This window comes from Burkholderia sp. Nafp2/4-1b, assembly GCF_003635165.1.
Classification (GTDB): Bacteria; Pseudomonadota; Gammaproteobacteria; order Burkholderiales; family Burkholderiaceae; genus Burkholderia.
Window position 1 is genome coordinate 53,898 of record NZ_ML058602.1, and the last position, 24,036, is coordinate 77,933.

At 67.7% G+C, this 24,036-nt stretch carries 22 protein-coding genes; 8 read left to right on the forward strand and 14 right to left on the reverse strand.

The annotated features are described in order from the left end of the window. The 4 genes from C7H84_RS11320 to C7H84_RS11335 all read right to left on the reverse strand — a co-directional run bounded on the left by C7H84_RS11320 (position 1) and on the right by C7H84_RS11335 (position 4,329). Entirely contained in the window at positions 1-1,116 is a 1,116-nt protein-coding gene (locus C7H84_RS11320) for an acetoin dehydrogenase dihydrolipoyllysine-residue acetyltransferase subunit (RefSeq protein WP_121858898.1), read from the reverse strand. Positions 1,117-1,120: 4 nt separating this feature from the next. Continuing rightward, a complete protein-coding gene (locus C7H84_RS11325) occupies positions 1,121-2,125 on the reverse strand; it encodes an alpha-ketoacid dehydrogenase subunit beta (protein ID WP_121858899.1) in 1,005 nt (334 codons plus the stop codon). Positions 2,126-2,211: 86 nt separating this feature from the next. Next, the gene (locus C7H84_RS11330; protein ID WP_121858900.1) at positions 2,212-3,195 is read right to left on the reverse strand and encodes a thiamine pyrophosphate-dependent dehydrogenase E1 component subunit alpha; all 984 of its coding nucleotides are present in this window, start codon (positions 3,193-3,195) and stop codon (positions 2,212-2,214) included. 63 nt (positions 3,196-3,258) lie between these two features. Beyond that, positions 3,259-4,329, reverse strand: a complete 1,071-nt coding sequence (locus C7H84_RS11335; RefSeq protein WP_121858901.1) for an NAD(+)/NADH kinase — start codon at positions 4,327-4,329, stop codon at positions 3,259-3,261. Between the two features lie 524 nt (positions 4,330-4,853). Between C7H84_RS11335 and C7H84_RS11340 the strand changes: the two genes are divergently transcribed. Beyond that, a complete protein-coding gene (locus C7H84_RS11340) occupies positions 4,854-6,785 on the forward strand; it encodes a sigma-54-dependent Fis family transcriptional regulator (protein WP_121858902.1) in 1,932 nt (643 codons plus the stop codon). A gap of 29 nt (positions 6,786-6,814) precedes the next feature. On the opposite strand, the gene C7H84_RS11345 is transcribed toward C7H84_RS11340, so the two are convergent. Together C7H84_RS11345 and C7H84_RS11350 are read right to left on the reverse strand one after the other, a co-directional pair. Next, a complete protein-coding gene (locus tag C7H84_RS11345) occupies positions 6,815-7,249 on the reverse strand; it encodes a carboxymuconolactone decarboxylase family protein (RefSeq protein WP_121858903.1) in 435 nt (144 codons plus the stop codon). Then, entirely contained in the window at positions 7,233-7,706 is a 474-nt protein-coding gene (locus tag C7H84_RS11350) for a MerR family transcriptional regulator (protein WP_121858904.1), read from the reverse strand. The genes C7H84_RS11345 and C7H84_RS11350 overlap by 17 nt, the downstream gene beginning before the upstream one ends. Before the next feature lie 322 nt (positions 7,707-8,028). On the opposite strand from C7H84_RS11350, the gene C7H84_RS11355 reads away from it, so the two are divergent. Both C7H84_RS11355 and C7H84_RS11360 read left to right on the forward strand, forming a co-directional pair. Further along, complete coding sequence (locus tag C7H84_RS11355; RefSeq protein WP_121858905.1) at positions 8,029-8,640, forward strand: helix-hairpin-helix domain-containing protein; 612 nt, start codon at positions 8,029-8,031, stop codon at positions 8,638-8,640. 88 nt (positions 8,641-8,728) lie between these two features. Further along, on the forward strand, positions 8,729-9,160 hold the full coding sequence (locus C7H84_RS11360) for a YidB family protein (protein WP_121858906.1): 432 nt from the start codon (positions 8,729-8,731) through the stop codon (positions 9,158-9,160). A 128-nt stretch (positions 9,161-9,288) separates the two neighbouring features. Here C7H84_RS11360 and clpB read toward each other — a convergent pair whose 3' ends face one another. Both clpB and C7H84_RS11370 read right to left on the reverse strand, forming a co-directional pair. Then, positions 9,289-11,886, reverse strand: coding sequence for an ATP-dependent chaperone ClpB (gene clpB / locus C7H84_RS11365; RefSeq protein ID WP_121858907.1), 2,598 nt, complete (start codon positions 11,884-11,886; stop codon positions 9,289-9,291). A gap of 157 nt (positions 11,887-12,043) precedes the next feature. Further along, a complete protein-coding gene (locus C7H84_RS11370; RefSeq protein WP_121858908.1) occupies positions 12,044-12,562 on the reverse strand; it encodes an Rrf2 family transcriptional regulator in 519 nt (172 codons plus the stop codon). A gap of 263 nt (positions 12,563-12,825) precedes the next feature. Between C7H84_RS11370 and C7H84_RS11375 the strand changes: the two genes are divergently transcribed. After that, positions 12,826-13,386 carry a group III truncated hemoglobin gene (locus tag C7H84_RS11375; protein WP_121858909.1) on the forward strand — a complete coding sequence of 187 codons (561 nt, stop codon included), beginning with the start codon at positions 12,826-12,828 and terminating at the stop codon, positions 13,384-13,386. 86 nt (positions 13,387-13,472) lie between these two features. On the opposite strand, the gene C7H84_RS11380 is transcribed toward C7H84_RS11375, so the two are convergent. The 6 genes from C7H84_RS11380 to C7H84_RS11405 form a co-directional block, all read right to left on the reverse strand. Beyond that, positions 13,473-13,949, reverse strand: a complete 477-nt coding sequence (locus tag C7H84_RS11380) for a molybdenum cofactor biosynthesis protein MoaE (protein WP_121858910.1) — start codon at positions 13,947-13,949, stop codon at positions 13,473-13,475. Positions 13,950-13,956: 7 nt separating this feature from the next. Next, positions 13,957-14,214 carry a molybdopterin converting factor subunit 1 gene (moaD, locus tag C7H84_RS11385; RefSeq protein ID WP_006758354.1) on the reverse strand — a complete coding sequence of 86 codons (258 nt, stop codon included), beginning with the start codon at positions 14,212-14,214 and terminating at the stop codon, positions 13,957-13,959. A gap of 19 nt (positions 14,215-14,233) precedes the next feature. Then, positions 14,234-15,481: a gephyrin-like molybdotransferase Glp gene (glp, locus tag C7H84_RS11390; protein ID WP_121858911.1), complete on the reverse strand. Its 1,248-nt coding sequence runs from the start codon at positions 15,479-15,481 to the stop codon at positions 14,234-14,236. A gap of 264 nt (positions 15,482-15,745) precedes the next feature. Then, entirely contained in the window at positions 15,746-17,197 is a 1,452-nt protein-coding gene (gene thrC / locus C7H84_RS11395) for a threonine synthase (protein WP_121858912.1), read from the reverse strand. A 14-nt stretch (positions 17,198-17,211) separates the two neighbouring features. Then, positions 17,212-18,540 (reverse strand): homoserine dehydrogenase, encoded by a 1,329-nt coding sequence (locus C7H84_RS11400; RefSeq protein WP_121858913.1) that lies wholly within the window; start codon positions 18,538-18,540, stop codon positions 17,212-17,214. A gap of 54 nt (positions 18,541-18,594) precedes the next feature. Next, positions 18,595-19,833 (reverse strand): pyridoxal phosphate-dependent aminotransferase, encoded by a 1,239-nt coding sequence (locus tag C7H84_RS11405; RefSeq protein WP_121858914.1) that lies wholly within the window; start codon positions 19,831-19,833, stop codon positions 18,595-18,597. A gap of 316 nt (positions 19,834-20,149) precedes the next feature. Between C7H84_RS11405 and C7H84_RS11410 the strand changes: the two genes are divergently transcribed. From C7H84_RS11410 to C7H84_RS11425, 4 genes are all read left to right on the forward strand, one after another. Then, positions 20,150-20,524, forward strand: coding sequence for an Mth938-like domain-containing protein (locus C7H84_RS11410; RefSeq protein ID WP_121858915.1), 375 nt, complete (start codon positions 20,150-20,152; stop codon positions 20,522-20,524). A 146-nt stretch (positions 20,525-20,670) separates the two neighbouring features. Then, positions 20,671-22,347, forward strand: coding sequence for a glycosyltransferase family 39 protein (locus C7H84_RS11415; RefSeq protein ID WP_121858916.1), 1,677 nt, complete (start codon positions 20,671-20,673; stop codon positions 22,345-22,347). 13 nt (positions 22,348-22,360) lie between these two features. Next, entirely contained in the window at positions 22,361-22,732 is a 372-nt protein-coding gene (locus C7H84_RS11420) for an SMR family transporter (protein WP_121858917.1), read from the forward strand. 151 nt (positions 22,733-22,883) lie between these two features. Then, complete coding sequence (locus tag C7H84_RS11425) at positions 22,884-24,035, forward strand: DegT/DnrJ/EryC1/StrS aminotransferase family protein (protein WP_121858918.1); 1,152 nt, start codon at positions 22,884-22,886, stop codon at positions 24,033-24,035. Position 24,036: the final 1 nt, after the last annotated feature.

The following is a 24,036-nucleotide window of genomic DNA, read 5'->3' on the forward strand; positions in this document are numbered from 1 at the left end:
TCAGTCTCCGAGGAAGGCGACGATCAGGCGGTTCACGTCGGCAGCCGCCTCCATCTGCACCATATGACCGCTGCCGGCGATCACCTCGGCGCGCACGCCGTCCGGCAAGCCCTGCGCATGCTGCGCGGGAATCACCTGGTCGCGCTCGCCCCAGATCACGAGCGTGCGCGGCGCGAGCGACGCGACGCGCTCGCGGAACACGCGCCGCTGGGTCGCGCCGTCGAACGCGGCGTTCGCGATCTTCTCCAGCGCGGCCTGCACGCCTTCGAGCCGCTTGTACTTGACGAGGTCCTCGACCAGTTGCCGCGTGACGAGCGCGTGGTCGGCGAACAGCGCGCCGAGGTGCGGCTTCAGCGTGTTGCGGCTGTTGCCGGCGACGAAGCCGTCGATGTAGTCGCGGTTGATGTCGGCGCCGAGCCCGGCGCTCGCGATCAGCGTCAGCGACGCCACGCGTTCCGGTGCGCGCTCCGCCGCCGCCATCGCGACCGCGCCGCCCATCGAATGACCGATCATGTGGGCGCGATCGATGTGCTGCGCGTCGAGCAGCGCGAGCACCGCGTCGGCCAGCTCGTCGAGGCTGCCGGTGTCGACCGCCTTGGCCGACTCGCCGTGCCCCGGCAGATCAAGTGCCCACACTGGCCGGTGCGCGGCGAGCTCTGCGTGGTTGAAGAGCCAGTTGTTCAGGTCGCCGCCGAAGCCGTGAATCAGCACGGCAGGCGTGCCCGAACCCTCTCCCAGCTTCAGGAACCGCAGCGTGCGTCCGCCGATCTGCGCCTTCTCGGGCTGCGGGCCGGCCGCGTCGTCGGTCGCCGCGTCCGGCACGAAATCGCGCTGGAATTCGGCGATCGCCGCATCGATGTCGGCATCGCTGGCCTCGGCCGCGGCCACCACCCCGAGCAGCGCGCCGACCGGCAACGTGTCGCCCTCCTGCGCGACCTGCCGGCGCAACGTGCCGTCGAACGCGCACTCGACCCCCGACGAGATCTTGTCGGTCTCGACGTCGAGCACCTCGTCGCCCTTCGTCACGCGCTCGCCGATTGCCTTCAGCCAGCCGTTGACCTGCCCCTGCTCCATCGACAGCCCCCACTTGGGCATCGTGATCATGTGAATCGACATCGTGTCAGCTCCTCGTCTTGAGTACCGCCTGCGCGATCGCATCGGCGGACGGGATGTACAGGTCTTCCAGCACGCCGGCGAACGGCGCGGGCGTGTGCGGCGCGGTCACGAGCTCGATCGGCGCTTTCAGCGAATGGAACGCGCGCTGCGCGACGAGCGCGGCGATGTCGGTCGCGATCGAGCAGCGCGGGTTCGCCTCGTCGACCACCACGACGCGCCCGGTGCGCTCCGCGCTTTCGAGGATCGTTTCCTCGTCGAGCGGCGACGTCGTGCGCAGGTCGATCACGTCGACGTGGATGCCGTCCTTCGCGAGCTTCGCGGCCGCGTCGGTCGCGAGATGCACCATGCGGCCGTACGTGACGATCGTCGCGTCGTCGCCTTCGCGCACGACGTTCGCCTCGCCGAACGGAATCGCATAGGATTCCTCAGGCACGTCGCCCTCGCGCGTGTACAGCAGCTTGTGTTCGAGGAAGATCACGGGGTCGTTGTCGCGGATCGACTGGATCAGCAGCCCCTTCGCGTCGTACGGCGTCGACGGGCACACGACCTTCAGCCCCGGGATATGCGTAAACAGCGACGTGAGCATCTGCGAATGCTGCGCGGCCGCGCGCAGGCCTGCGCCGTACATCGCGCGAATCACCACCGGCGTCACGGCCTTGCCGCCGAACATGTAGCGGAATTTCGCGGCCTGGTTGAAGATCTGGTCGAAGCACACGCCCATGAAATCGATGAACATCAGTTCCGCGACGGGCCGCATCCCGCACGCGGCCGCGCCGACCGCCGCGCCGATGTAGCCGCCCTCCGACAGCGGCGTATCGAGCACGCGGCCCGGAAACTTGTGGAACAGCCCCTTCGTCACGCCGAGCACGCCGCCCCACGCGTCGTCCTCGCCCGGTGCGCCCGCGCCGCCTGCGTTGTCCTCGCCCATCACGATCACGCTGTCGTCGCGCGCCATTTCCTGCGCGAGCGCCTCGTTGATCGCCTGCGAATAAGTGATCTTCCTTGCCATGTCTGTCTCCTGGTATGTTCGGTTCGCCGTGCCGACCGTACGGACCCTGCCGGCTGCCGGCGCTGGCTGCTTGTGTCAGATCGCGTTCACGGGTACGACACGTACACGTCGGCCAGCAGGTCGGCCGCGTCCGGCAGCGGCGCGGCCTTCGCCTGCGCGACGGCGTCGTCGATCAGCGCCTTCACCTGCGCGTCGACGGCACGCAGCTCGTCGGTCGTCAATGCCTCGGCGCGCACCACTCGCTTTTCGAAATGCTTCAGGCAGTCCTTCTCGTCGCGCAGCTTCTGCACTTCGCCCGGCGCGCGGTAGGTCTGCGCATCGCCTTCGAAGTGACCGAAATAGCGCGTGAACTTCACCTCGACGAGCGTCGGGCCACCGCCGTTGCGCGCACGCGCGACCGCTTCGCCGAGCGCCTCGTGCACCGCGAAGAAGTCGAAGCCGTCGACGATCACGCCGGGCATCCCGAAGCCGTTCGCGCGATCGGCAATGTTGTCGGTCGCGACCGACCAGCTCGACGACGTCGCTTCCGCATAGCCGTTGTTTTCGGCGACGAAGATCGCCGGCAGCCGCCACACCGACGCGAGGTTCATCGATTCGAAGATCACGCCCTGGTTCGATGCGCCGTCGCCGAAGAAGCACACGCCGACGCCGCCGGTCTTCTTGTGCTTGGCCGCGAGCGCCGCGCCGCACACGAGCGGGCCGCCGGCGCCGACGATGCCGTTCGCGCCGAGCATCCCCATCGCGAGGTCGGCGATGTGCATCGAGCCACCCTTGCCGTGACAGACGCCCGTCTTCTTGCCGTAGATCTCGGCCATCATCCCGTGCACGTCGACGCCTTTCGCGATGCAGTGGCCGTGGCCGCGGTGCGTGGTGGCGACGTAGTCCTGGAGGCCGAGGTGCAGCATCGTGCCGACCGCGGACGCCTCCTCGCCCGCATACAGGTGAACGAAGCCGGGGATTTCGCCGGTCGCGAACTCGACGTGCAGGCGCTCCTCGAATTCGCGGATCGTGCGCATCAGCCGGTAGGCGTCCAGCAGCGTGTTCCTGCTGAGCTGTGTCGAAACGGTCATGTGTGTCTCCTGGATAGGTCTGACTGCGAATGCCGCCGCGGCTCGGCCCCGGCGGCGGATAAATCAGAAGCGCCACGCGCCGGCGTCGCGCAACAACTGCCGCGACGCTGCATAGCGCAGCGTCCTGCCGACATCGACGGTCAACGGACCGCGCCAGTCGAGCGCGATCTCGTAGCGCTCGCCGCGCGCGACCTCGATCTCGCGCTCGCCGTCGAACGCGAGCGTGCCGTGCTCGAACGGGATCGTCTGCCACGCGTCCGGTTCGAGCCGCTCGCAGCCGCGCATCACGACGCGATCGACGCGCCCCGGCGCGATCGGCGCGACCAGCGGCGTGCCGGCCGCCCTCCCGGCCGTGCTGCCGTCGGTGGCGAAGCGCATCGCGAGCCCGTGCGGCGCGCTGCGCTCGAGCGGCGCCCATGCGCCGCCGAGCGCGGACAGCCCGATGCCGTCCGGCTCCGCGAAGGTCAGGTAGAGCGTGTCGATGTCGTCGGGCCCGGAGATCGCGCGTGCACCGATGAAACGCTGGCGCGCCGCGCACACGTCGACGAGCGCGATCTCCTCGCGCCCCGCGTTCGCGCCCGCGACGCAGCGCACGACGAGCCGCTTGTTGCGCGTGAACGCGACCTCGGCCGGCACGGCGCCGGTCGCGGCGAGTCCCGCCGCGATGCCCGCGACGGTCGCCTCGCGATGCTCGGGAAACGCGTTGTTGGTACCGGTCGAGAGCGCGACGAGCGGAGTCGCGCCGCAATGCGCGGCGACCGCGCGGTGGGTGCCGTCGCCGCCGAGCACGACGATCAGCGCGGCTTCCGTCCGGTGCATGTACGCGGCGCCGGCCTGCGTGTCGGCGACCGTATCCGAGATCGGCAGATCGACGAATTCGACGTCGGGCCAGCGTTCGTGCGGCGCGACCGCACGATGCGTGTCGAGCGCACGCATCAGCAGCGTCGCGATGCCGGTCTTGTCGCGCAGCGTCAGCACGCGCTCGACGCCCATCGCGCCGAGACCGGCGAGCAGGCGCACGACCATGTTGGCCTTCTCCGCCGTCGGGAACACGGATGCATGCGTCGTCAGGCGGCGAATGTCGCGTCCCGATGCGGGGTTCGCGATCACACCGACGGTCACGGGCGTCGTCACGGGCTTGTCTCCATCCAGTGGACCGGCGCTCGCACGCCGGCCCTGCATGTGTCGTCCGCCGTCATCGAGGGCAGCGGATCGTCGTCGCCGACGCGATCGCGCCGGACTTGCCCGTGATATCTGCAAGCGGCGTGCCACCGTGGGTGCAACGGCCGCGAAACCCGCGTACGGACTGGCTTGGCGGGTGCGCCGATCCGCTGCGCCCGCTGCCGTGATGGCCCACGGCCTCGCGAAACCGCTCGCGCGTCTCACCCCGGCGAATGCGTTGCGCGCCTGTTTTCGCACGTCGATTCGCATCGCGATCGGGCCGACAAGCCATGCGCATCGCGGCTTGGCGCGCGTCGCCGTGCGCCGGAGCGTCGTCGCGCCCGTCACGTCCGCCCGTCTCAGGCCCGCGAGACCGGGTGAGATGGCGCTGAGACGAACGTCTCACGCCGCGCGCGTGCTGCGATGCAATGTGATCCGCGCCAGCGGATGTGCTACAAGAACATCGAATGCCCCGCCGTACGGAACCGGAGCCGACCATGCCCTATGCCGTCCCCCAGGCCCAGCACGCCGACCGTGTGCTCGGCGCGCTCGCCGGACGCCTGCCCGCGCCGGCCGACTCCGCGCGCCTCGTGTCGTCGTGGCAGCGCTCGCTCGAGCGCTACGCGCTCGACCCCGCTTCGTCGATCGGCCCGCGCGTGCTGACCGCGGCCGAGCTGCGCGAAGTGCGCGACAAGGAAGAGGCGTTCCTGCGTGCGTCGGGCCAATGCCTGACGCGCCTGCACGACATGATTCGGGTCGCCGACTATTGCGTGATGCTGACCGACGCGCACGGCGTGACGATCGACTACCGGATCGATCGCGAACGCCGCCACGACTTCCGTCATGCGGGGCTGCACATCGGCTCGTGCTGGTCGGAAAGCGAGGAAGGCACCTGCGGCGTCGCGAGCGTGCTGACCGATCTCGCGCCGATCACCGTGCACAAGACCGACCACTTCCGCGCGGCGTTCACCACGCTGACCTGCAGCGCGGCGCCGATCTTCTCGCCGGGCGGCGAACTGATCGGCGTGCTCGACGCATCCGCCGTGCAGTCGCCCGACAGCCGCGACAGCCAGCGGCTCGTGTACCAGCTCGTGCGGCAGAGTGCGGCGCTGATCGAGGACGGCTATTTCGTGCACAGCACCGCGCAGCACTGGATCTTGTTCGGTCATCCGAACCGTCACTACGTCGAGGCGCAGCCCGAATGGCTGATCGCATTCGACGAATGCGGCAATATCGTCGCCGCGAACCGGCACGCACGCGACGCACTGCCGGCGTTGCGCGAGCCGCGCCACATCGACGAGATCTTCGATGCGACCGAGATGCCGCTGCGCGACGCGGCGCGGCTCGACGCGATCGTCGCGCTGCGACTGCGCGCGACCGGCGCGCCGCTCTATGCGCGGCTGCGTGCGCCGCTACGGCGTGCGGGCCGCGAAACCGGCACGGCACGGACCGCCCCGGTATCGCGCCGCCCCGGCACCGCGCCGCGCCACGTCGGCGCGCTCACGCCGTTTCTCCACAGCAGCGACGCACGCATCGCGCAACAGGCCGAACTCGCACTGCGCGTCGCGAGCAAGCGCCTGCCGATCCTCGTGCTCGGTGAAACCGGCGCCGGCAAGGAAGTGTTCGCGCGCGCGCTTCACGACGCCGGTGCGCGGCGCGCGCGGCCGTTCGTCGCGGTCAATTGTGGCGCGCTGCCCGAGGCACTGATCGAAAGCGAGCTGTTCGGCTATGCGGCCGGCGCATTCACCGGCGCACGCAAGCACGGCGCGCGCGGCAAGATCGCACTCGCCGACGGCGGCACGCTGTTCCTCGACGAAATCGGCGACATGCCGCTCACGCTGCAGACGCGGCTGCTGCGCGTGCTCGCCGACGGCGAGGTCGCGCCGCTCGGCAGCGATACGCCGGTGCGCGTCGATCTCGACGTGATCTGCGCGACCCACCGCGATCTCGCGCGGATGGTGGCCGACGGCACGTTTCGCGAGGATCTGTATTACCGGCTGAGCGGCGCGACGTTCGAGCTGCCGCCACTGCGCGAGCGCGCGGACGTGCGCGACGTGATCGCCGCCGTGTTCGCCGAGGAAGCGCAGGCCACCGGCCACGTGCTCACGCTCGATGCGACGCTGGCCGAGCAGCTCGCCGCGTATCCGTGGCCCGGCAACGTGCGGCAGTTGCGCAACGTGCTGCGCTATGCGTGCGCCGTGTGCGACGCCGCGCGCGTGACGCGACACGACTTGCCGGCCGATCTCGCCGCGCAGCTCGGTGGCGGTCCGGCCGGCGCGCTGCCGGACGACGAACGCGGCCGCATCGTCGCGGCGCTCACCACGCACCGCTGGCGGCCCGACGCGGCCGCGCAGGCGCTCGGCATCTCGCGCGCGACGCTGTACCGGCGGATCGCGAAGCACCGGATCGTCGCGCCGCACCGCATCTGACCCATCCAGCGCATCGGCACGTTTTCGCGTCACGCGGCGTGCGCAGCCGCTTCGGTCGTGCCACCGCCGTTTTCGGCCGCCGCGTCTCGCCGCGTAAAGACTTCATGCGCGGCGAACAACGCATTGAGCGCGGCCGGAAACCCTGCGTAGACGGCCATCTGCATGAACACCTCGACGATCTCGTCGCGCGTGCAGCCGACATTCAACGCCGCCTCGATATGCACCTTCAGTTGCGGCTGCGCATTGCCGAGCGCCGCCAGCGCGGCGATCGTCGCGATCTCGCGCGCCTTCAGGTCGAGCTGCGGCCGGCTGTAGATGTCGCCGAAACCGAATTCGACGAGCAGCCGCCCGAAGTCCGGTGCGATCGGCGCGAGCGCCGCGATCACGCGTTCGCCCACTTCGCCGTCGATTTCCTTCAGCTTGTTCCAGCCGCGCGTATAGCGATCTTCAACGAGTCGTTCCATGGTGTCCGTCCTGTTCCGGTGATTGTTCCGGGGATGATTGAGAAGGGTTCGCCCGTCGTTCCGTCTCGCGCGCCTGCGTCTCGTAGTACGCGATCTTGTCGCCGATCGCGTCGAGGCTTGCCTGCAACTCCGCGATATGCGCACGAACCGCATCGCGATGTGCAGCCAGCAAGTCGCGCCGTGCGCCGAACGTCGACTCGCCTTGCGCGCGCAGCGCCGCGAACTGCTGCATCTGCGCGATCGGCATGCCGGTCGCCTTCAGGCGCATCACGAAGGCCAGCCAGTCAAGGTCGGCCGGCGCATAGAGCCGGTGCCCGGCCGCCGTGCGCGAAATCGCGCGCAGCAGGCCGGCCTGCTCGTAATACCGCAGCGTATGCGTCGACACGCCGATCAGTTCGGCAACTTGACCGATCGTCAGCGGGCCGGCGGCGGGAGATCTGGATACGGTTTTCGACATGGCAGGAACAAGGTTAGGAGTTGGAGTTCACTCTAAGTCAAGCATCGTCGAGCGGCCAGATGCAATAATTTTTTCGGCCCTCGTCGCGGGGACTTTCGCGGCCACATTTGCGGGCACCTGCGCCGACACCGTAAAGAATGGTCAAAACCGCCGCCCCGCGCGGCTTTCTGTCTTTACAGCGACGCAAGCCTTCAGCAAGATTCGGTCAGCCTGTCTTAAAAAGGGCACGCATTTGTCCTATGCTTAACGGCGACGCCCGGCCGGGTCTCGCCCCGCCGTCCGTTGCAACAGCCATTCATCCGTCAGAACCAGGGAGCCTTCCATGCTGAAAAAGCTGCTGATGCTGTTCGTCGCGCTGTCGTTGTCGCTTGCCGCCGGCTTCGCCGCGGCCGTCGAAGTCAACACGGCCGACCAGGCCGCGCTCGAATCGGTGAAGGGCCTCGGGCCCGTGAAGTCGAAGGCGATCATCGACGAACGCACCAAGAACGGTCCGTTCAAGGACGCGGATGATCTCGCAACTCGCGTGAAAGGGCTCGGCACGAAGTCGGTCGGGCATCTCGAGGAGAATGGCCTGACGATCGGCGGCTCGTCGACGCCGCCGAAGGGCGTGAAGCTGTCGAAGCCGACCGCGACGACGACAACGACGACGTCGACCACGCCGGCCACGACGTCGGCAGGCACCGCATCGACGTCGACGACCGCAACGGCCGGCACGACGGCGACGGCCCCCGCGGCCAGCGCCCCGGAGGCCGCATCCAAGCCGGCCAAGAGCAAGCGTGCATCGAAGAAGGAGAAGGCGGCCGCCGCCGCGGCATCGGCCGACGCGGGCGCGAGCGCGCCGGCCGAGGCGTCGTCCACGAAGGTGACGAAGGGTTCGAAGAAAAAGAGCAAGAAGGACAAGGCAGCCTCCGCCGCCGCGGCGTCGGGCGCCTGAGGTGCGCCGCGCGCGCGACGGCGTGCGCGCGGCATTCGATCAACGGGCGCCGTCGCTACGGCGCCCTTTTCAGTGAAGGTGAAGAACCATGGGTCTACTCGACATCGTCGGCGGTCTGATCGGCGGCCAGGCCGGCGGCAACTCGCAAAGCGCGCTCATCACGACCGCGCTCGAATTCATCAACAACCAGCCGGGCGGCCTGAACGGGCTGATCGAGAAGTTCAAGGCCGGTGGCGCCGGCGACGTCATCGGCTCGTGGGTCGGCACCGGCGAAAACCAGCCGATCTCGCCGGACACGCTGCAGAACGTGCTCGGCTCCGACGTCGTCGGCTCGCTCGCGAGCAAGGTCGGCATCGATCCGGCGCAAGCGTCGTCGATCCTCGCGCAAGTGCTGCCGCACGTCGTGAACCACGCGACGCCGAACGGCGAAGTACCGGCCGGCGGCCAGGTCGACACGTCGAACGTGCTCGGCACGCTCACGCAGCTCGCCGGCATGTTCGGCGGCAACAAGCCGGCCTGAGTCCGCACCGCACCGGCTCGCACCCGCACAGCGGTTTCGGCCGCACCATATGCAAACACCCCGCTCGAGGCGGGGTGTTTGTTTTTGCGCGCCCGGCGCGAACTAGGCGTGCGGCCGATGGCCGGCGATCAGTGCACGACTCGGTCGAACACGAACTCGCCGTCGTTGACGTCGACCGGGATCACGTCCTTCGGACCGAAGCGGCCCGCGAGGATCAGCTTCGCGACCGGGTTCTCGATCTCCTGCTGGATCGCGCGCTTCAACGGCCGCGCGCCGAACACCGGATCGTAGCCCACCTTGCCGATCTGCTCGAGCGCCGCCGGCGAAACGTCGAGCGCCATGTCGAGCTTCGCGAGCCGGTCGTGCAGGCGTGCGAGCTGGATCTTCGCGATCGATTCGATATTGCTGCGATCGAGCGCATGGAACACGACGACGTCGTCGATCCGGTTCAGGAACTCCGGACGGAAGTGCTGTTTCACTTCGATCCACACCGCGTCCTTGATCTCTTCCTGCGGCGCACCGGTCATCGCCTGGATCACCTGCGAGCCGAGGTTCGACGTCATCACGATCACCGTGTTCTTGAAGTCGACCGTGCGCCCCTGCCCGTCGGTCATCCGACCGTCGTCGAGCACCTGCAGCAGCACGTTGAACACGTCCGGATGCGCCTTCTCGATCTCGTCGAGCAGGATCACGCTGTACGGCTTGCGGCGCACGGCTTCCGTCAGGTAGCCGCCTTCCTCGTAACCGACATAGCCCGGCGGCGCGCCGATCAGCCGCGCGACGCTGTGCTTCTCCATGAACTCGCTCATGTCGATGCGGATCAGGTGCTCTTCCGAATCGAACAGGAACGACGCCAGCGCCTTGCACAGCTCGGTCTTGCCGACGCCCGTCGGGCCAAGGAACAGGAACGAGCCGTACGGACGGTTCGGATCGGCGAGACCCGCGCGCGAACGCCGGATCGCATCCGCGACCGCGCTGATCGCCTCGTCCTGGCCGACCACGCGCTCGTGCAGCTTTTCCTCGATGTGCAGCAGCTTCTCGCGTTCGCCCTGCATCATTCGCGACACCGGAATCCCGGTCGAACGCGACACGACTTCCGCGATTTCCTCCGCACCGACCTGCGTGCGCAGCAGGCGCGGACGCGTCGGATTGTGCTGCTCCTGCTCTTCAGCCTGCGTGACCTGCTTCAGTTGCGACTCGAGCTGCGGCAGCTTGCCGTACTGCAGCTCGGCGACCTTCTCCAGCTTGCCTTCACGCTGCAGACGCGCGATGTCGGCGCGCACCTTCTCGATCTCTTCCTTCAGCTGTGCGCTGCCCTGCACCGCGGCCTTCTCGGCGGTCCAGATCTCTTCCAGGTCCGCATATTCGCGGCCGAGGCGTTCGATCTCTTCCTCGATCAGTTGCAGGCGCTTCTGCGACGCTTCGTCCTGCTCCTTCTTCACCGCCTCGCGCTCGATCTTGAGCTGGATCAGACGACGGTCGAGCTTGTCCATCTCTTCGGGCTTCGAATCGATTTCCATCTTGATCTTCGACGCAGCCTCGTCGATCAGGTCGATCGCCTTGTCCGGCAGGAACCGGTCGGTGATGTAGCGATGCGACAGCTCGGCCGCGGCGACGATCGCCGGGTCGGTGATGTCGACGCCGTGGTGCAGCTCGTACTTCTCCTGCAGCCCGCGCAGGATCGCGATCGTCGCCTCGACGCTCGGCTCGTCGACGAGCACCTTCTGGAAGCGGCGCTCGAGCGCGGCGTCCTTCTCGATGTACTTGCGGTATTCGTCGAGCGTGGTCGCGCCGATACAGTGCAGCTCGCCGCGCGACAGCGCCGGCTTCAGCATGTTGCCTGCGTCCATCGCGCCTTCGGCCTTGCCGGCGCCGACCATCGTGTGGATCTCGTCGATGAACACGATCGTGCGGCCTTCATCCTTCGCGATGTCGTTGAGCACGGCCTTCAGGCGCTCCTCGAACTCGCCGCGATACTTCGCGCCGGCGAGCAGCGCGGCCATGTCGAGCGACAGCACGCGCTTGCCCTTCAGCGTCTCGGGCACTTCGCCGTTGACGATCCGTTGCGCGAGCCCTTCGACGATCGCGGTCTTGCCGACGCCCGGCTCGCCGATCAGCACCGGGTTGTTCTTGGTGCGGCGCTGCAGGATCTGGATCGAGCGGCGGATTTCGTCGTCGCGGCCGATCACCGGATCGAGCTTGCCCGCACGGGCGCGCTCGGTCAGGTCGACCGTGTATTTCTTCAGCGCCTCGCGCTGGCTTTCGGCGTCCTGGCTGTGCACCTGCGAGCCGCCGCGCACCGCGGCGATCGCGGCTTCGAGCGACTTGCGCGTGAGGCCGTGCTGGCGCGCAAGCTTGCCGGCGTCGCCCTTGTCGTCGGACACGGCGAGCAGGAACATCTCGCTCGCGATGAACGTGTCGTTGAGCTTCTGCGCTTCCTTGTCGGCCTGGTTCAGCAGCCCGGCCAACTCACGGCCGATCTGGATGTCGCCGCCCGTGCCCGTCACTTGCGGCAGGCGCGAAATGGCCTCGTTCAGCGCGCCTTGCAGCGCCTGCACATGGACACCCGCGCGCGACATCAGCGAGCGGGCGGAGCCGTCCTGCTGCGCGACGAGCGCCGCCAGCACGTGAACGGGTTCGATGTATTGATTGTCGCGGCCGGCCGCGAGGCTTTGCGCGTCCGCGAGTGCTTCCTGGAACTTGGTGGTGAGCTTGTCGATTCTCATTTGGTTGAGACCTCCAATTTTCGATTACCACCAAGATGAGGATGGTTATGCGGGTTTCAAGCGAAATTCGGGTTGATTCAGCGCAAAGATCGGCAAGTGGCGACGCGTGGCCCGCAGGCGCGCGGCAGCGGGATGACGCGGCGAGGCCCCGCGCGTATCAGCCGGCCTTCGACGCGGTTTCGACGGACGCCGGTGCGTCGCCCCCGGACGACTCCGCCCGCACCAGTGTGGTCGGACGAATGCCCAGCAGCGCGACGAGCGGCGACCCGGGCCCGGCCAGCTCGCCGACCGTGTGACGGTCGAGTTCGGCGAAGAACGCGTCGCGCGCGGCCGCCAGCACGCCCTTCAGGCGGCACTGCGACTCGATCACGCAGCCGCGCGACTCGGTGCCGTCGGTCGGGAAGCAGCCGACCAGCGCGAAATCGCTCTCGGTCGCACGCACCACCTGGCCGACGGTGAGCTTCAGCGAGTCGGGAAAGAGCCGCAGCCCGCCGTTGCGGCCGCGAACCGTATCGACCCAGCCGAGCTCGCCGAGCTGCTGGACGACTTTCATCAGATGGTTCTTCGAGATGCCGTAGGCGTCCGAGATCTCCTGGATCGTCGCGAGCCCCTCGCCGCGCACGGCGAGATACAGCATGACGCGCAGCGAGTAGTCGGTGTAGTCGGTGAGTCTCATGAGCGAATACGGAAAATTATGATCGTGTCCCGATCATGCGAAGCGGGTCAATTGGAACGCGCACGGGGCCGCAGGTCGGACCGCTCGATGGCACCGGGTTGCCGGGATGGCCTGAGCGCAATAAGATGCATGTCATCCGCACATTTTTCAGGCCTTGGTGGACGCTATTTTGCGTCAAAATCCTGTCGGCGTCCTGCGCATTGCCCGCGTATTTGCCCGCGCCGATGCCGCGCCAAGCGTCGAATTTCCCGGCCCTTTTTGCCATGACTGCCCTGCCCGCCTCGCCCGATACCGCACCGGCCCGCCCTCGCGATGCCGAACCGACCGAAGACAACATCCGCGACCTCGTGTACGCGTTCTACGATCGCGTGCGCGCCGATCCGCTGCTTGGCCCCGTGTTCGACGCGAAGCTGGACGGCCGCTGGGACGATCACCTGCCGAAGATGGTCACCTTCTGGTCGAGCCTCGTGCTCGGGACCAAGGGCTATCGCGGCAACGTGCAGCACGCGCATCAGCCGCTCGAAGGCGTCGAGCCCGTGCACTTCAGCCGCTGGCTGTCGCTGTTCCTGAAGACCGTCGACGGGCGCTACACGCCGCCCGCGGCCATCCGTTTCATGGAGCCCGCGCTGCGGATCGCGCAGAGCCTGCAGTTGAGCCGCTTCGGCTGGGATTATCAGGTTCCGCCCGAGCAGCAGGCGCTGCTCGACGCGATCGCGCCGCGGCGCGCCGCCACCGCCGACGATCCGCATGCGCTGCCGTCACGCACGCGCGGCGAGCCGTTTCCGACGAAGATCATCGGTCGCGGCGTCGAGCCGGACGCCTGACACGGCCGGCGACGACTCGCGGCACTGGCGACACTCGAGCGCCCGCGGCACATCGTCGCACAACGCGCACGACGCGCACATCGCGTTCAACGCGGCGTGTTGCCCGATTCGACGCCCCAGCGTGCAAGCGCCGCGTCGTCGGTGCTGCGCGCATCGACCCAGCGTTCACCGTCCGGCGTCGTTTCCTTCTTCCAGAACGGCGCTTCGGTCTTCAGGTAGTCCATCACGAACTCGCACGACGCGAACGCGTCGCCGCGATGCGACGCGACCGTCGCGACCATCACGATCTGGTCGAGCGGCAACAGCCGCCCGACGCGATGCACGATCGCGACGTCGATCCCCGGCCAGCGCCGGCCGGCCTCGGCGGCGATCTTCTCGAGCGCCTTCTCGGTCATCCCCGGATAGTGCTCGAGCTCCAGCACGGCGACCGTATCGCCTTCGTTCAGGTCGCGCACGGTGCCGACGAAGCAGGCGACGGCGCCGATCTTCGGATTGCGCGCGCGCAGTGCCGCCACTTCAGCGTTCAAGTCGAAATCGTCCGTCTGGACTCGTACCGTAGCCATCTTTCCCTCAGCCGCCCGTCACCGGCGGAAAGAACGCAACCTCGCAGCCGTCGGTGAGCCGCGTGTCGGGGTCGGTCATCTCGTGATTGCACGCCATGCGCAACGCGCGCCCTTCGGCGAGCGTCTCGGCCCACGCGCCGCCGCGCAGGCGCAGCCATGCGCGCACGTCGCCCACGGTGGTCACGCCGTCCGGCACGTCGGCCTGTTCGTCGGACACGCCGAGCGCCTCGCGCACGCTTGCAAAGAATTTCAGCTGAATCTTCATAGGTCGGGAAGCCGTCGCGTTACGACAGCAGTTCGGAAAACGGAATGAAACGCACGGTCTCGCCCGCGCTGATCGCGTGCTGCGGCGGATTGTCGATCAGGCCGTCGCCCCACACCGTCGACGTGAGCACCGCCGAGCTCTGATTCGAGAACAGGTCGAGACCGCCGGCCGCGTTGACGCGGGCGCGCAAGAATTCGTTGCGCCGGTCGCCCTTGCTCTGCGAGAAGTCCGCGCGCAGCGACAGCGCGCGCGGCGCGACGTCGCGCACGCCGGACAGGCGCAGCAGGAACGGCCGCACGAACAGCAGGAACGTGACGAAGCTCGACACGGGGTTGCCGGGCAGCCCGATGAAGTGCGCGTCGGCGCGCTCGTCGCCGCGGCGCACCGCGCCGTACGCGAGCGGCTTGCCGGGCTTCATCGCGATCTGCCACAGCGCGAGCCGCCCTTCGGCCTCGACGGCCGGCTTCACGTGATCCTCGTCGCCGACCGACACGCCGCCGCTCGTCAGGATCACGTCGTGATCGCGCGCGGCCTCGCGCAGCGTGTCGCGGGTCGCGGCGAGCGAGTCCGGCACGATTCCGTAGTCGGTCACGTGGCAGCCGAGCCGCTCGAGCAGCCCGCGCAGCGTGAAGCGGTTCGAGTTGTAGATGGCGCCGGGCTTCAGCGGCTCGCCGGGCATCGTCAGTTCGTCGCCGGTGAAGAACACCGCGACGCGAATCCGGCGCGCGACCGGCAACTGCGCGCAGCCGACCGATGCGGCGAGACCCAGCGCCTGCGGCGTGAGCCGCGTGCCGGTCGGCAGGATCACCGAGCCCTGGCGGATGTCCGCGCCCTGCGCAGTGATCCATTCACCGGCTTTCGGCGTGTGCAGGATCTCGACCGCGTCGCCGTCGGCCGCCGTCTGCTCTTGCATCACGACGGCGTCGGCGCCGGGCGGCACCGTCGCGCCGGTGAAGATCCGCGCCGCCGTACCTGCCGCGAGGGGCGCAGCCGGATGGCCGGCCGGAATCCGCTGCGACACCGGCAGGCGCCGGTCGCCGTGCAGCAGGTCGGCAACGCGCACCGCATAGCCGTCCATCGCGCTCGTATGCATCGGCGGCACGTCGAGCGGCGAACTCACGTCGGCGGCCAGTACGCGGCCGAGCGCATCGAGCGTGGCGACGGCTTCAGTGCCGGGCAGCGGCTTCGCGGCATCGAGCAGCGCGGCGAGCGCTTCGGCGGTCGACAGCATCGGCGCGCGCGGCGCCGCGGGATTCGGGTTCGACATCGATGGAATCGGGGATCGTTGGAGTCAATACGTCATTGTAGCGACGCCGTCGCGCCCACGCGCGATATGGCCGACATGCGGAAACTGTGATCGGCGCGAACGCGCCCACCTGGCACTTGTTTAGCGCTGCCTGACCAGACCAAACAAACGAAACAAGCGAACCAAACGAAACGGCCGGAACCCCGACTCGTGCGACGAATCGGCATTCCGGCCGTGCTGCGCCGCCGGGTGTGCCACCCGGCAGCCCGGCGTTGCGGCGCGACGTCAGGCGCCCGTATGCGCGACGATGAAGTCCTTCACCTGTTGCGCGTCGGCCTTCACGACCTCGAAACGCTGCGGCAGCGCCTCGAGCCCGTCGAATGCGGCCGGCCGCTCGGCTTCACGATCGAGCGCTTCGCGGATCGTCTCGCCGAACTTGATCGGCTGCGCCGTCTCGAGCACGACCATCGGCACGCCCGCATCCAGATGCTCGCGCGCGACCTTCACGCCGTCGGCCGTATGCGTATCGATCATCGTGTCGTAGCGCGAGAACACGTCGCGGATCGTCGCGATCCGGTCGGTGTGGCTGCTGCGGCCCGACACGAAGCCGAACTCGGCCACGCGCGCGAAATCGCCGCTCGCCGCGAGATCGAAACCGCCCTTCTCCTCGACGTCGCGGAACAGCTGCATCACGCGCGCGGGATCGCGGCCGAGCAGGTCGAACACGAAGCGCTCGAAGTTCGACGCCTTCGAGATGTCCATGCTCGGGCTGCTGGTGTGATACGTGTTCTCGGCGCTGCGCACGCGATAGGCGCCGGTGCGGAAGAACTCGTCGAGCACGTCGTTCTCGTTGGTCGCGACCACGAGCTTCGCGATCGGCAGGCCCATCATCCGCGCGATGTGGCCCGCGCAGACGTTGCCGAAGTTGCCCGACGGCACCGTGAACGACACGCGCTCGTCGTTCGACGTGGTCGCCGCGAAATAGCCCTTGAAGTAGTACACGACCTGCGCGACGACGCGTGCCCAGTTGATCGAGTTGACCGTGCCGATCTTCTGCTGCGCCTTGAACGCGTGATCGTTGGACACGGCCTTCACGATGTCCTGGCAATCGTCGAACACGCCTTCGACCGCGAGGTTGAAGATGTTCGGATCCTGCAGGCTGAACATCTGGGCCGTCTGGAACGCGCTCATCTTCTTGTGCGGCGACAGCATGAACACGCGCACGCCGGCCTTGCCGCGCATCGCGTATTCGGCCGCGCTGCCCGTGTCGCCCGACGTCGCGCCGAGAATGTTCAGCGCTTCGCCGTGCTTCGCGAGCGTGTACTCGAACAGGTTGCCGAGCAACTGCATCGCCATGTCCTTGAACGCGAGCGTCGGCCCGTTCGACAGTTCGAGCAGCGACAGCGGCGCGCCGTTCTCGGTGCCGAGCGTCTTCAGCGGCGTAATGTCGGACGCGTTCTCGCCGTGGCGCGTGTTGCTGTACACGGCAGCCGTGTACGTGCGGCGCGTGATCGTGCGCAGGTCGTCGGCCGGCACGTCGTCGCAGAACTTCGACAGGATCTCGAACGCGAGATCCGCGTACGGCAGCGCACGCCAGCGCGCGAGTTCGTCGGCCGACACCTTCGGATACTCGGCCGGCAGGTAGAGCCCGCCGTCCTTCGCGAGGCCGCCGAGCAGGATGTCGGAGAACGTGTGGCGCTCGCCGATGCCGGCGCCGCGCGTGGAGATGTAGTTCATGTCGTTCCTGGTCCTCAGTTCAGCGCTTCCATGCGCAGCTTCGTCACCTTCGACACCACCGTCGCGAGGCTCTCGATCTGCGCGATCGCCGCGTTCACGTGCTTCTCGACCGTCACGTGCGTGATCAGGATGATGTCGGTTTCGCCGTTCGCGTCGTCGATCTGCTCCGACTCCTTCTGCAGCAGCGCGTCGATCGAGATGCCCGATTCGGCGAGGATGCGCGTGATGGCGGCGAGCACGCCGGTCTGGTCGGCCACGCGCAGGCGCAGGTAGTAGCCGCTCGTGACTTCCTCGATCGGCAGGATCGGCGTGTTCGACAGGCTGTCCGGCTGGAACGCGAGATGCGGCACGCGATGCTCGGGGTCGGCCGTGTGCAGGCGCGTGACGTCGACGAGATCCGCGACGACCGCCGACGCGGTCGGCTCCGCGCCCGCGCCCTTGCCGTAGTACAGCGTGGTGCCCACTGCGTCGCCATGCACGACGACCGCGTTCATCGCGCCTTCGACGTTCGCGAGCAGGCGCTTTTCCGGGATCAGTGTCGGGTGCACGCGCAGCTCGATGCCGTTTTCGGCGCGGCGCGCGATGCCGAGCAGCTTGATCCGGTAGCCGAGCTCTTCCGCGTAGCGGATATCGGTCGCGTCGAGCTTGCTGATGCCTTCGACGTACGCGCGGTCGAACTGGACCGGCACGCCGAACGCGATCGCGCTCATGATGGTCGCCTTGTGCGCGGCGTCGACGCCCTCGATGTCGAAGGTCGGATCGGCTTCCGCGTAGCCAAGCTCCTGCGCGGCCTTCAGCGCGGTCGCGAAGTCGAGGCCGCGGTCGCGCATTTCCGACAGGATGTAGTTCGTCGTGCCGTTGATGATGCCGGCGATGTACTGGATGCGGTTGGCGGTCAGGCCTTCGCGCAGCGCCTTGATGATCGGGATGCCGCCGGCGACGGCCGCCTCGAACGCGACCATCACGCCCTTCTCGCGCGCGGCCTCGAAGATCTCGGTGCCGTGCACCGCGAGCAGCGCCTTGTTCGCCGTCACGACGTGCTTGCCGTTCGCGATCGCGCGCAGCACGAGCTCGCGTGCGATGCCCGTGCCGCCGATCATCTCGGCGATGATCGAGATCGACGGATCGTCGACGACCGCGTTGAAATCGTCGGTGATCTGCGCGGTGCCGGCGTGCGCACCGAGCGCCGCCTGCGCCTTGGCCGGGTTGCGCACGGCAATGCGCGCGACCTCGATGCCGCGCCCCGCGCGTCGTTTGATTTCTTCCTGGTTGCGGTGCAGCACCGTGAAGGTGCCGCTGCCGACGGTGCCGAAGCCCAACAGGCCAACTTTGATCGGTTCCATGCTGCGTGTGATCGATGAGTAAGAATGAGTTTGAATGCCGGTGACCCTGTCCGCTCAGACCGAATGGCGCTTGCGGTAGCCGTCGAGGAAGCGCGCGATCCGGTTGATCGAATCGGTCAGGTCGTCGAGGTTCGGCAGGAAGACCACGCGGAAGTGATCCGGCGCCGCCCAGTTGAAGCCCGTGCCTTGCACGAGCAGCACCCGCTCCTCGAGCAACAGGTCGAGGATGAATTGCTGGTCGTTCTGGATCGGATAGAGCTTCGGATCGAGGCGCGGGAACATGTACAGCGCGGCCTGCGGCTTCACGCAGGTCACGCCGGGAATCGACGTGAGCATGTCGTACGCGAGTTCGCGCTGCTTGTACAGGCGCCCGCTCGGCACGATCAGCTCGTTGATGCTCTGGTAGCCGCCGAGCGCGGTCTGGATCGCGAACTGGCCGGGCACGTTCGCGCACAGACGCATCGACGACAGGATCCCGAGCCCTTCCAGATAATCCTTCGCGCGCCGGCGGTTGTCGCCGCCGAGGCCCGACACGGCCATCCAGCCCGCGCGGTAGCCGCACGAGCGATAGCTCTTCGACAGGCTGTTGAACGTGACGGTGATCACGTCTTCCGACAGCGAACCGAGCGCGGTGTGCTCGAGGCCGTCATAGACGATCTTGTCGTAGACCTCGTCGGCGAACACGATCAGCCCGTACTCGCGCGCGATCGCGAGCAGCTCGAGCAGCAATTCGTCGGAATAAAGCGCGCCGGTCGGGTTGTTCGGGTTGATCACGACGATCGCCTTGGTGTTCGGCGTGATCTTGCGGCGGATGTCGTCGAGGTCGGGCATCCATGCGTTCTGCTCGTCGCACACGTAATGCACGGGCGTGCCGCCCGACAGGCTCACGGCGGCCGTCCACAGCGGGTAGTCGGGCGCCGGCAGCAGCACTTCGTCGCCGTCGTTCAGCAGCGCCTGGGTCGCCATCACGATCAGCTCGGACGCGCCGTTGCCGATGTAGATGTCGTCGAGGCCGACGCCCACGACGCCCTTTTGCTGCGTGTAGTGCATCACGGCCTTGCGTGCCGAGAACACGCCCTTCGAATCCGAATAGCCGGACGACGCCGGCAGGTTGCGGATCATGTCCTGGATGATCTCGTCCGGCGCGTCGAACCCGAACGGCGCGAGGTTGCCGATGTTCAGCTTGATGATGCGGTGGCCTTCTTCCTCGAGGCGCTTCGCGTGCTCGAGCACCGGGCCACGGATGTCGTAGCAGACGTTGAGCAGCTTGTTCGACTTCTGAATCGGTTTCACGACGACACGGTTCCTGGGTTGGCCTTGCGGCCGGGGGACGGGGATCAAAACTGGAGAGCGGCCGGTCTGTGCGCGCTGTCTAGACTGGGAAAAAGCGGGCGGTCGGACGCGGCTTGTGGCGACGCACGACGCAAGTGGCGCCCTGAGGCGACCAAAAAGTTATAATTTAGCGGATTTTGGCCGACTTTCGCAATGCACCATGGCCGCTGCGGGCCCGCGCCGTCGGGCGTCCCGCGCGCGCCGGTCGCGAAACCGGCCGCCCGGGCCCGTGCGGGCCCGGCCAGACATTCCCCTTACGGAACCGCGGAATACCGATTTGAAACTGCACCAGGACACGAGCGGCGCGCTCAACACCGTCACCGGCTACGGCCCCGATTATGTCGACGTCAACCTCCAACGCCACGAACGAAGCGTCATCGTGCTGCCCGGCGCCCCGGTGCGGGACTGGCCCGTGTCGGCGTTCGACGCGCTGGCGCCCGAGCATTTCGCGATGCTGCTCGACCCGGCACCCGAGCTCGTGATCTTCGGCAGCGGCGCGCGGCTGCGCTTCCCGCACCCGCGGCTCGTGGCCGCGCTCACGGCCAAGCGGATCGGCGTCGAGACGATGGATTTCCAGGCCGCGTGCCGCACTTACAACATCCTGATGGCCGAGGGCCGCAAAGTCGCCGCCGCGCTCTTAATTGAACGTTAATCCCCGATGCGGTAAAACTCGGGCCGGCACACCGGGTCGATCCCCGGATCGCGACTCGGTTCGATAACCGGCTCGATAACCGGCAGGCCGCCCGCCCCGGCGCAACCCGCCGGCGGCTCTCACAACAACCAACAGGCTGAAAATCCATGAACGATACGCCGTCGAGGCTACCGCTCAATCGCATCACGCTCGTCCTCCTGCTCGTCGCGCTCGCGATCGTCTGGTTCGCGCCGCTCGGGCTGCGCCACCTGATCCCGAGCGACGAAGGCCGCTACGCGGAGATGGCCCGCGAAATGTTCGTCACCGGCGACTGGATCACGCCGCGCTACAACGGCTACAAGTACTTCGAGAAGCCGCCGCTGCAGACCTGGCTGAACGCGCTCACGTTCGCGTGGTTCGGCATCGGCGAATGGCAGGCGCGCCTCTACACGGGCCTCGTCAGCTTTGCCGGCGTGCTGCTGGTCTGCTTCACCGGCGCGCGCCTGTTCAATCCGCTGTCCGGCTTCCTCGCGGCCGTGGTGCTCGCGTGCTCGCCGTACTGGAACCTGATGGGCCACTTCAACGCGCTCGACATGGGGCTCGCGTTCTGGATGGCGCTGTCGCTCTGCTCGCTGCTGCTCGCGCAGCGCCCCGGGCTGCGCGCGGGCGCGGCGCGCGGCTGGATGTGGGCGTGCTGGGCCGCGATGGCGTTCGCGGTGCTGTCCAAGGGCCTCGTCGGCCTGATCCTGCCCGGCGCCGTGCTGGTGCTCTATACGCTGATCGCGCGCGACTGGGCGCTGTGGAAGCGGCTGTACCTGGTGAGCGGCCTCGTGATCTTCTTCGCGATCGTCACGCCGTGGTTCGTGCTGGTCCAGCAGCGCAACCCGGAGTTCTTCAACTTCTTCTTCATCGTCCAGCAGTTCCGCCGCTACCTGACCCCCGAACAGAACCGCCCGGGCCCGCTCTACTATTTCGTGCCGGTGCTGCTCGTCGGCTTCCTGCCGTGGCTGTCGGTCGCGTGGCAGAGCATCCGCCATGCGCTGCGCATGCCGCGCCAGCCGAACGGCTTCTCGCCGATGCTCGTGCTGCTGATCTGGAGCGCGTTCATCTTCCTGTTCTTCAGCGCGTCGCATTCGAAGCTGATCTCGTACGTGCTGCCGGTCGCGCCGGCGCTCGCGCTGATCATCGGCGCGTACCTGCCGCTGATGAGCGCCGAGCGGTTCCGCCGCCACCTGCTCGGCTACCTGGTGTTCTTCGCCGCCGCGGCGCTGGGGATCATCGCGCTCGCGTACCAGGGCGACGCCCGCACGCCGAACGCGCTGTACCGCGCGTTCCAGATGTGGCTGTACGCGGGCCTCGCCGTCGCGGGCGCGCTCACGCTCGGCGCCGCCTGGCTGAACCGCCGCGTGGGCGTGGCGGCCGCGATCACTGCGTTCGGCGCGGCCTGGCTCGCGTTCGGCACGATCGGCGGCACCGGTCACGACGAATTCGGCCGCTACAGCTCCGGCGCGCTTCTCGCGCCCACGGTGCGGGCCGAACTCGCGAAGCTGCCGCCCGACACGCCGTTCTACTCGATCGAGATGCTCGATCACACGTTCCCGTTCTATATGGGCCACACGACGATCATGGTCCAGCGCCAGGACGAGCTCGCGTTCGGGATCTCCGTCGAGCCGAACAAGTGGATCCCGACCGTCGACCAATGGATCGAACGCTGGAAACAGGAAACCCGCGCGCTCGCGATCATGCCGCCCGGCCAGTACGACACGCTGGTCAAGCAAGGCGTGCCGATGCGCGTGATCGCGCGCGACAACCGCCGCGTGATCGTCGAGAAACCGCAATCGTAAGGACGTTCACCGCATGAATCCCGTTTCGCTCGTCTGCATCATCACCGGCGTGATGCTCAACGCCTGTGCGCAACTTCTGCTGAAAGCCGGCGTCAACGCCGTTGGACACTTCGAATTCAGCCGTGCGAACATCATCCCGGTCGGGTTCAAGATCGCGACCCAGCTGCCGATCATCGGCGGCCTCGCCTGCTATGTGCTGAGCGTCGTCGTCTGGATCCTCGGGCTGTCGCGGGTCGACGTGTCGATCGCGTACCCGATGCTGTCGCTCGGCTACGTGGTCAACGCGTTCGCCGCCTGGTACCTGTTCGGCGAAGTGCTGTCGGTCCAGCGGCTCATCGGCATCGGCATCATCCTGATCGGCGTGCTCGTGCTCGCACGCAGCTGACCGAGGCCGGCCGGCCCGGGCGGCCGGGCCGGCATTAAGTGTCCGCCTACAAAAAATCACGGTACGAATCCGCCAACCGGTGTTTAATGCCGGTTTCGGGCCGGATCGCCCGACCCTTTATTACCAGCCATTACAGGCCAAACACGCGTTCATGAGCCAGACTACCGCTCCGTTTCTGCCGTTCACCCGCCCCGAGATCGATGAGGAAACCATCCAGGGCGTCGTCGACGTGCTGCGTTCGGGCTGGATCACCACCGGCCCGCAGAGCCAGAAGTTCGAAGCCGCGCTGTCCGAGTATTGCGGCGGCCGTCCGGTCCGTGCATTCAACTCCGGCACGTGCACGCTCGAGATCGGCCTGCGCATCGCGGGCGTCGGCCCCGGCGACGAAGTCATCACGACGCCGGCGTCGTGGGTGTCGACCAGCAACGTGATCCTCGAGACCGGCGCGACGCCGGTGTTCGCCGACATCGACCCCGTCACGCGCAACATCGACCTCGACAAGCTCGAGCAGGCGATCACGCCGCGCACGAAGGCGATCATCCCGGTCTACCTGGCCGGCCTGCCGGTCGACATGGACCGCCTGTACGCGATCGCCCGCGCGCACAACCTGCGCGTGATCGAGGATGCCGCACAGGCGCTCGGCTCGACATGGAAAGGCAAGCGCATCGGCGCGATCGGCGACATCGTGTCGTTCAGCTTCCACGCGAACAAGAACCTGACGACGATCGAAGGCGGCGCGCTCGTGCTGAACAACGAGGACGAAGCGACGCTCGCGCAGAAGTACCGGCTGCAGGGCATCACGCGCACCGGCTTCGACGGGATGGACTGCGACGTGCTCGGCGGCAAGTACAACCTGACCGACGTCGCCGCGCGCGTCGGCCTCGGCCAGTTGCCGCACCTCGACCGCTTCACCGCGCAGCGCCGCACGCTCGCCCGCGCGTATTTCGCCGCGCTCGACAACGGCGCCGCCGTGAAGCTCGGGCTCGGGCTGCCCGTCGCCGATTTCGAGAACAGCAACTGGCACATGTTCCAGGTCACGCTGCCGCTCGACCGGCTGTCGATCTCGCGCGCCGATTTCATGGCGCAGATGAAGGAGCGCGGCATCGGCACGGGCGTGCACTATCCGGCCATCCATCTTTTCACGCTGTATCGTGCGCGCGGCTTCAAGGAGGGCATGTTCCCCCACGCCGAACGGTACGGCGCCTCGACCGTCACGCTGCCGCTCTTCACGCAGATGACGGAAGACGACGTGCGTCGCGTGGCCGACGCCGTCAATCAGATTTGCGAACAATACGGAAAATAAG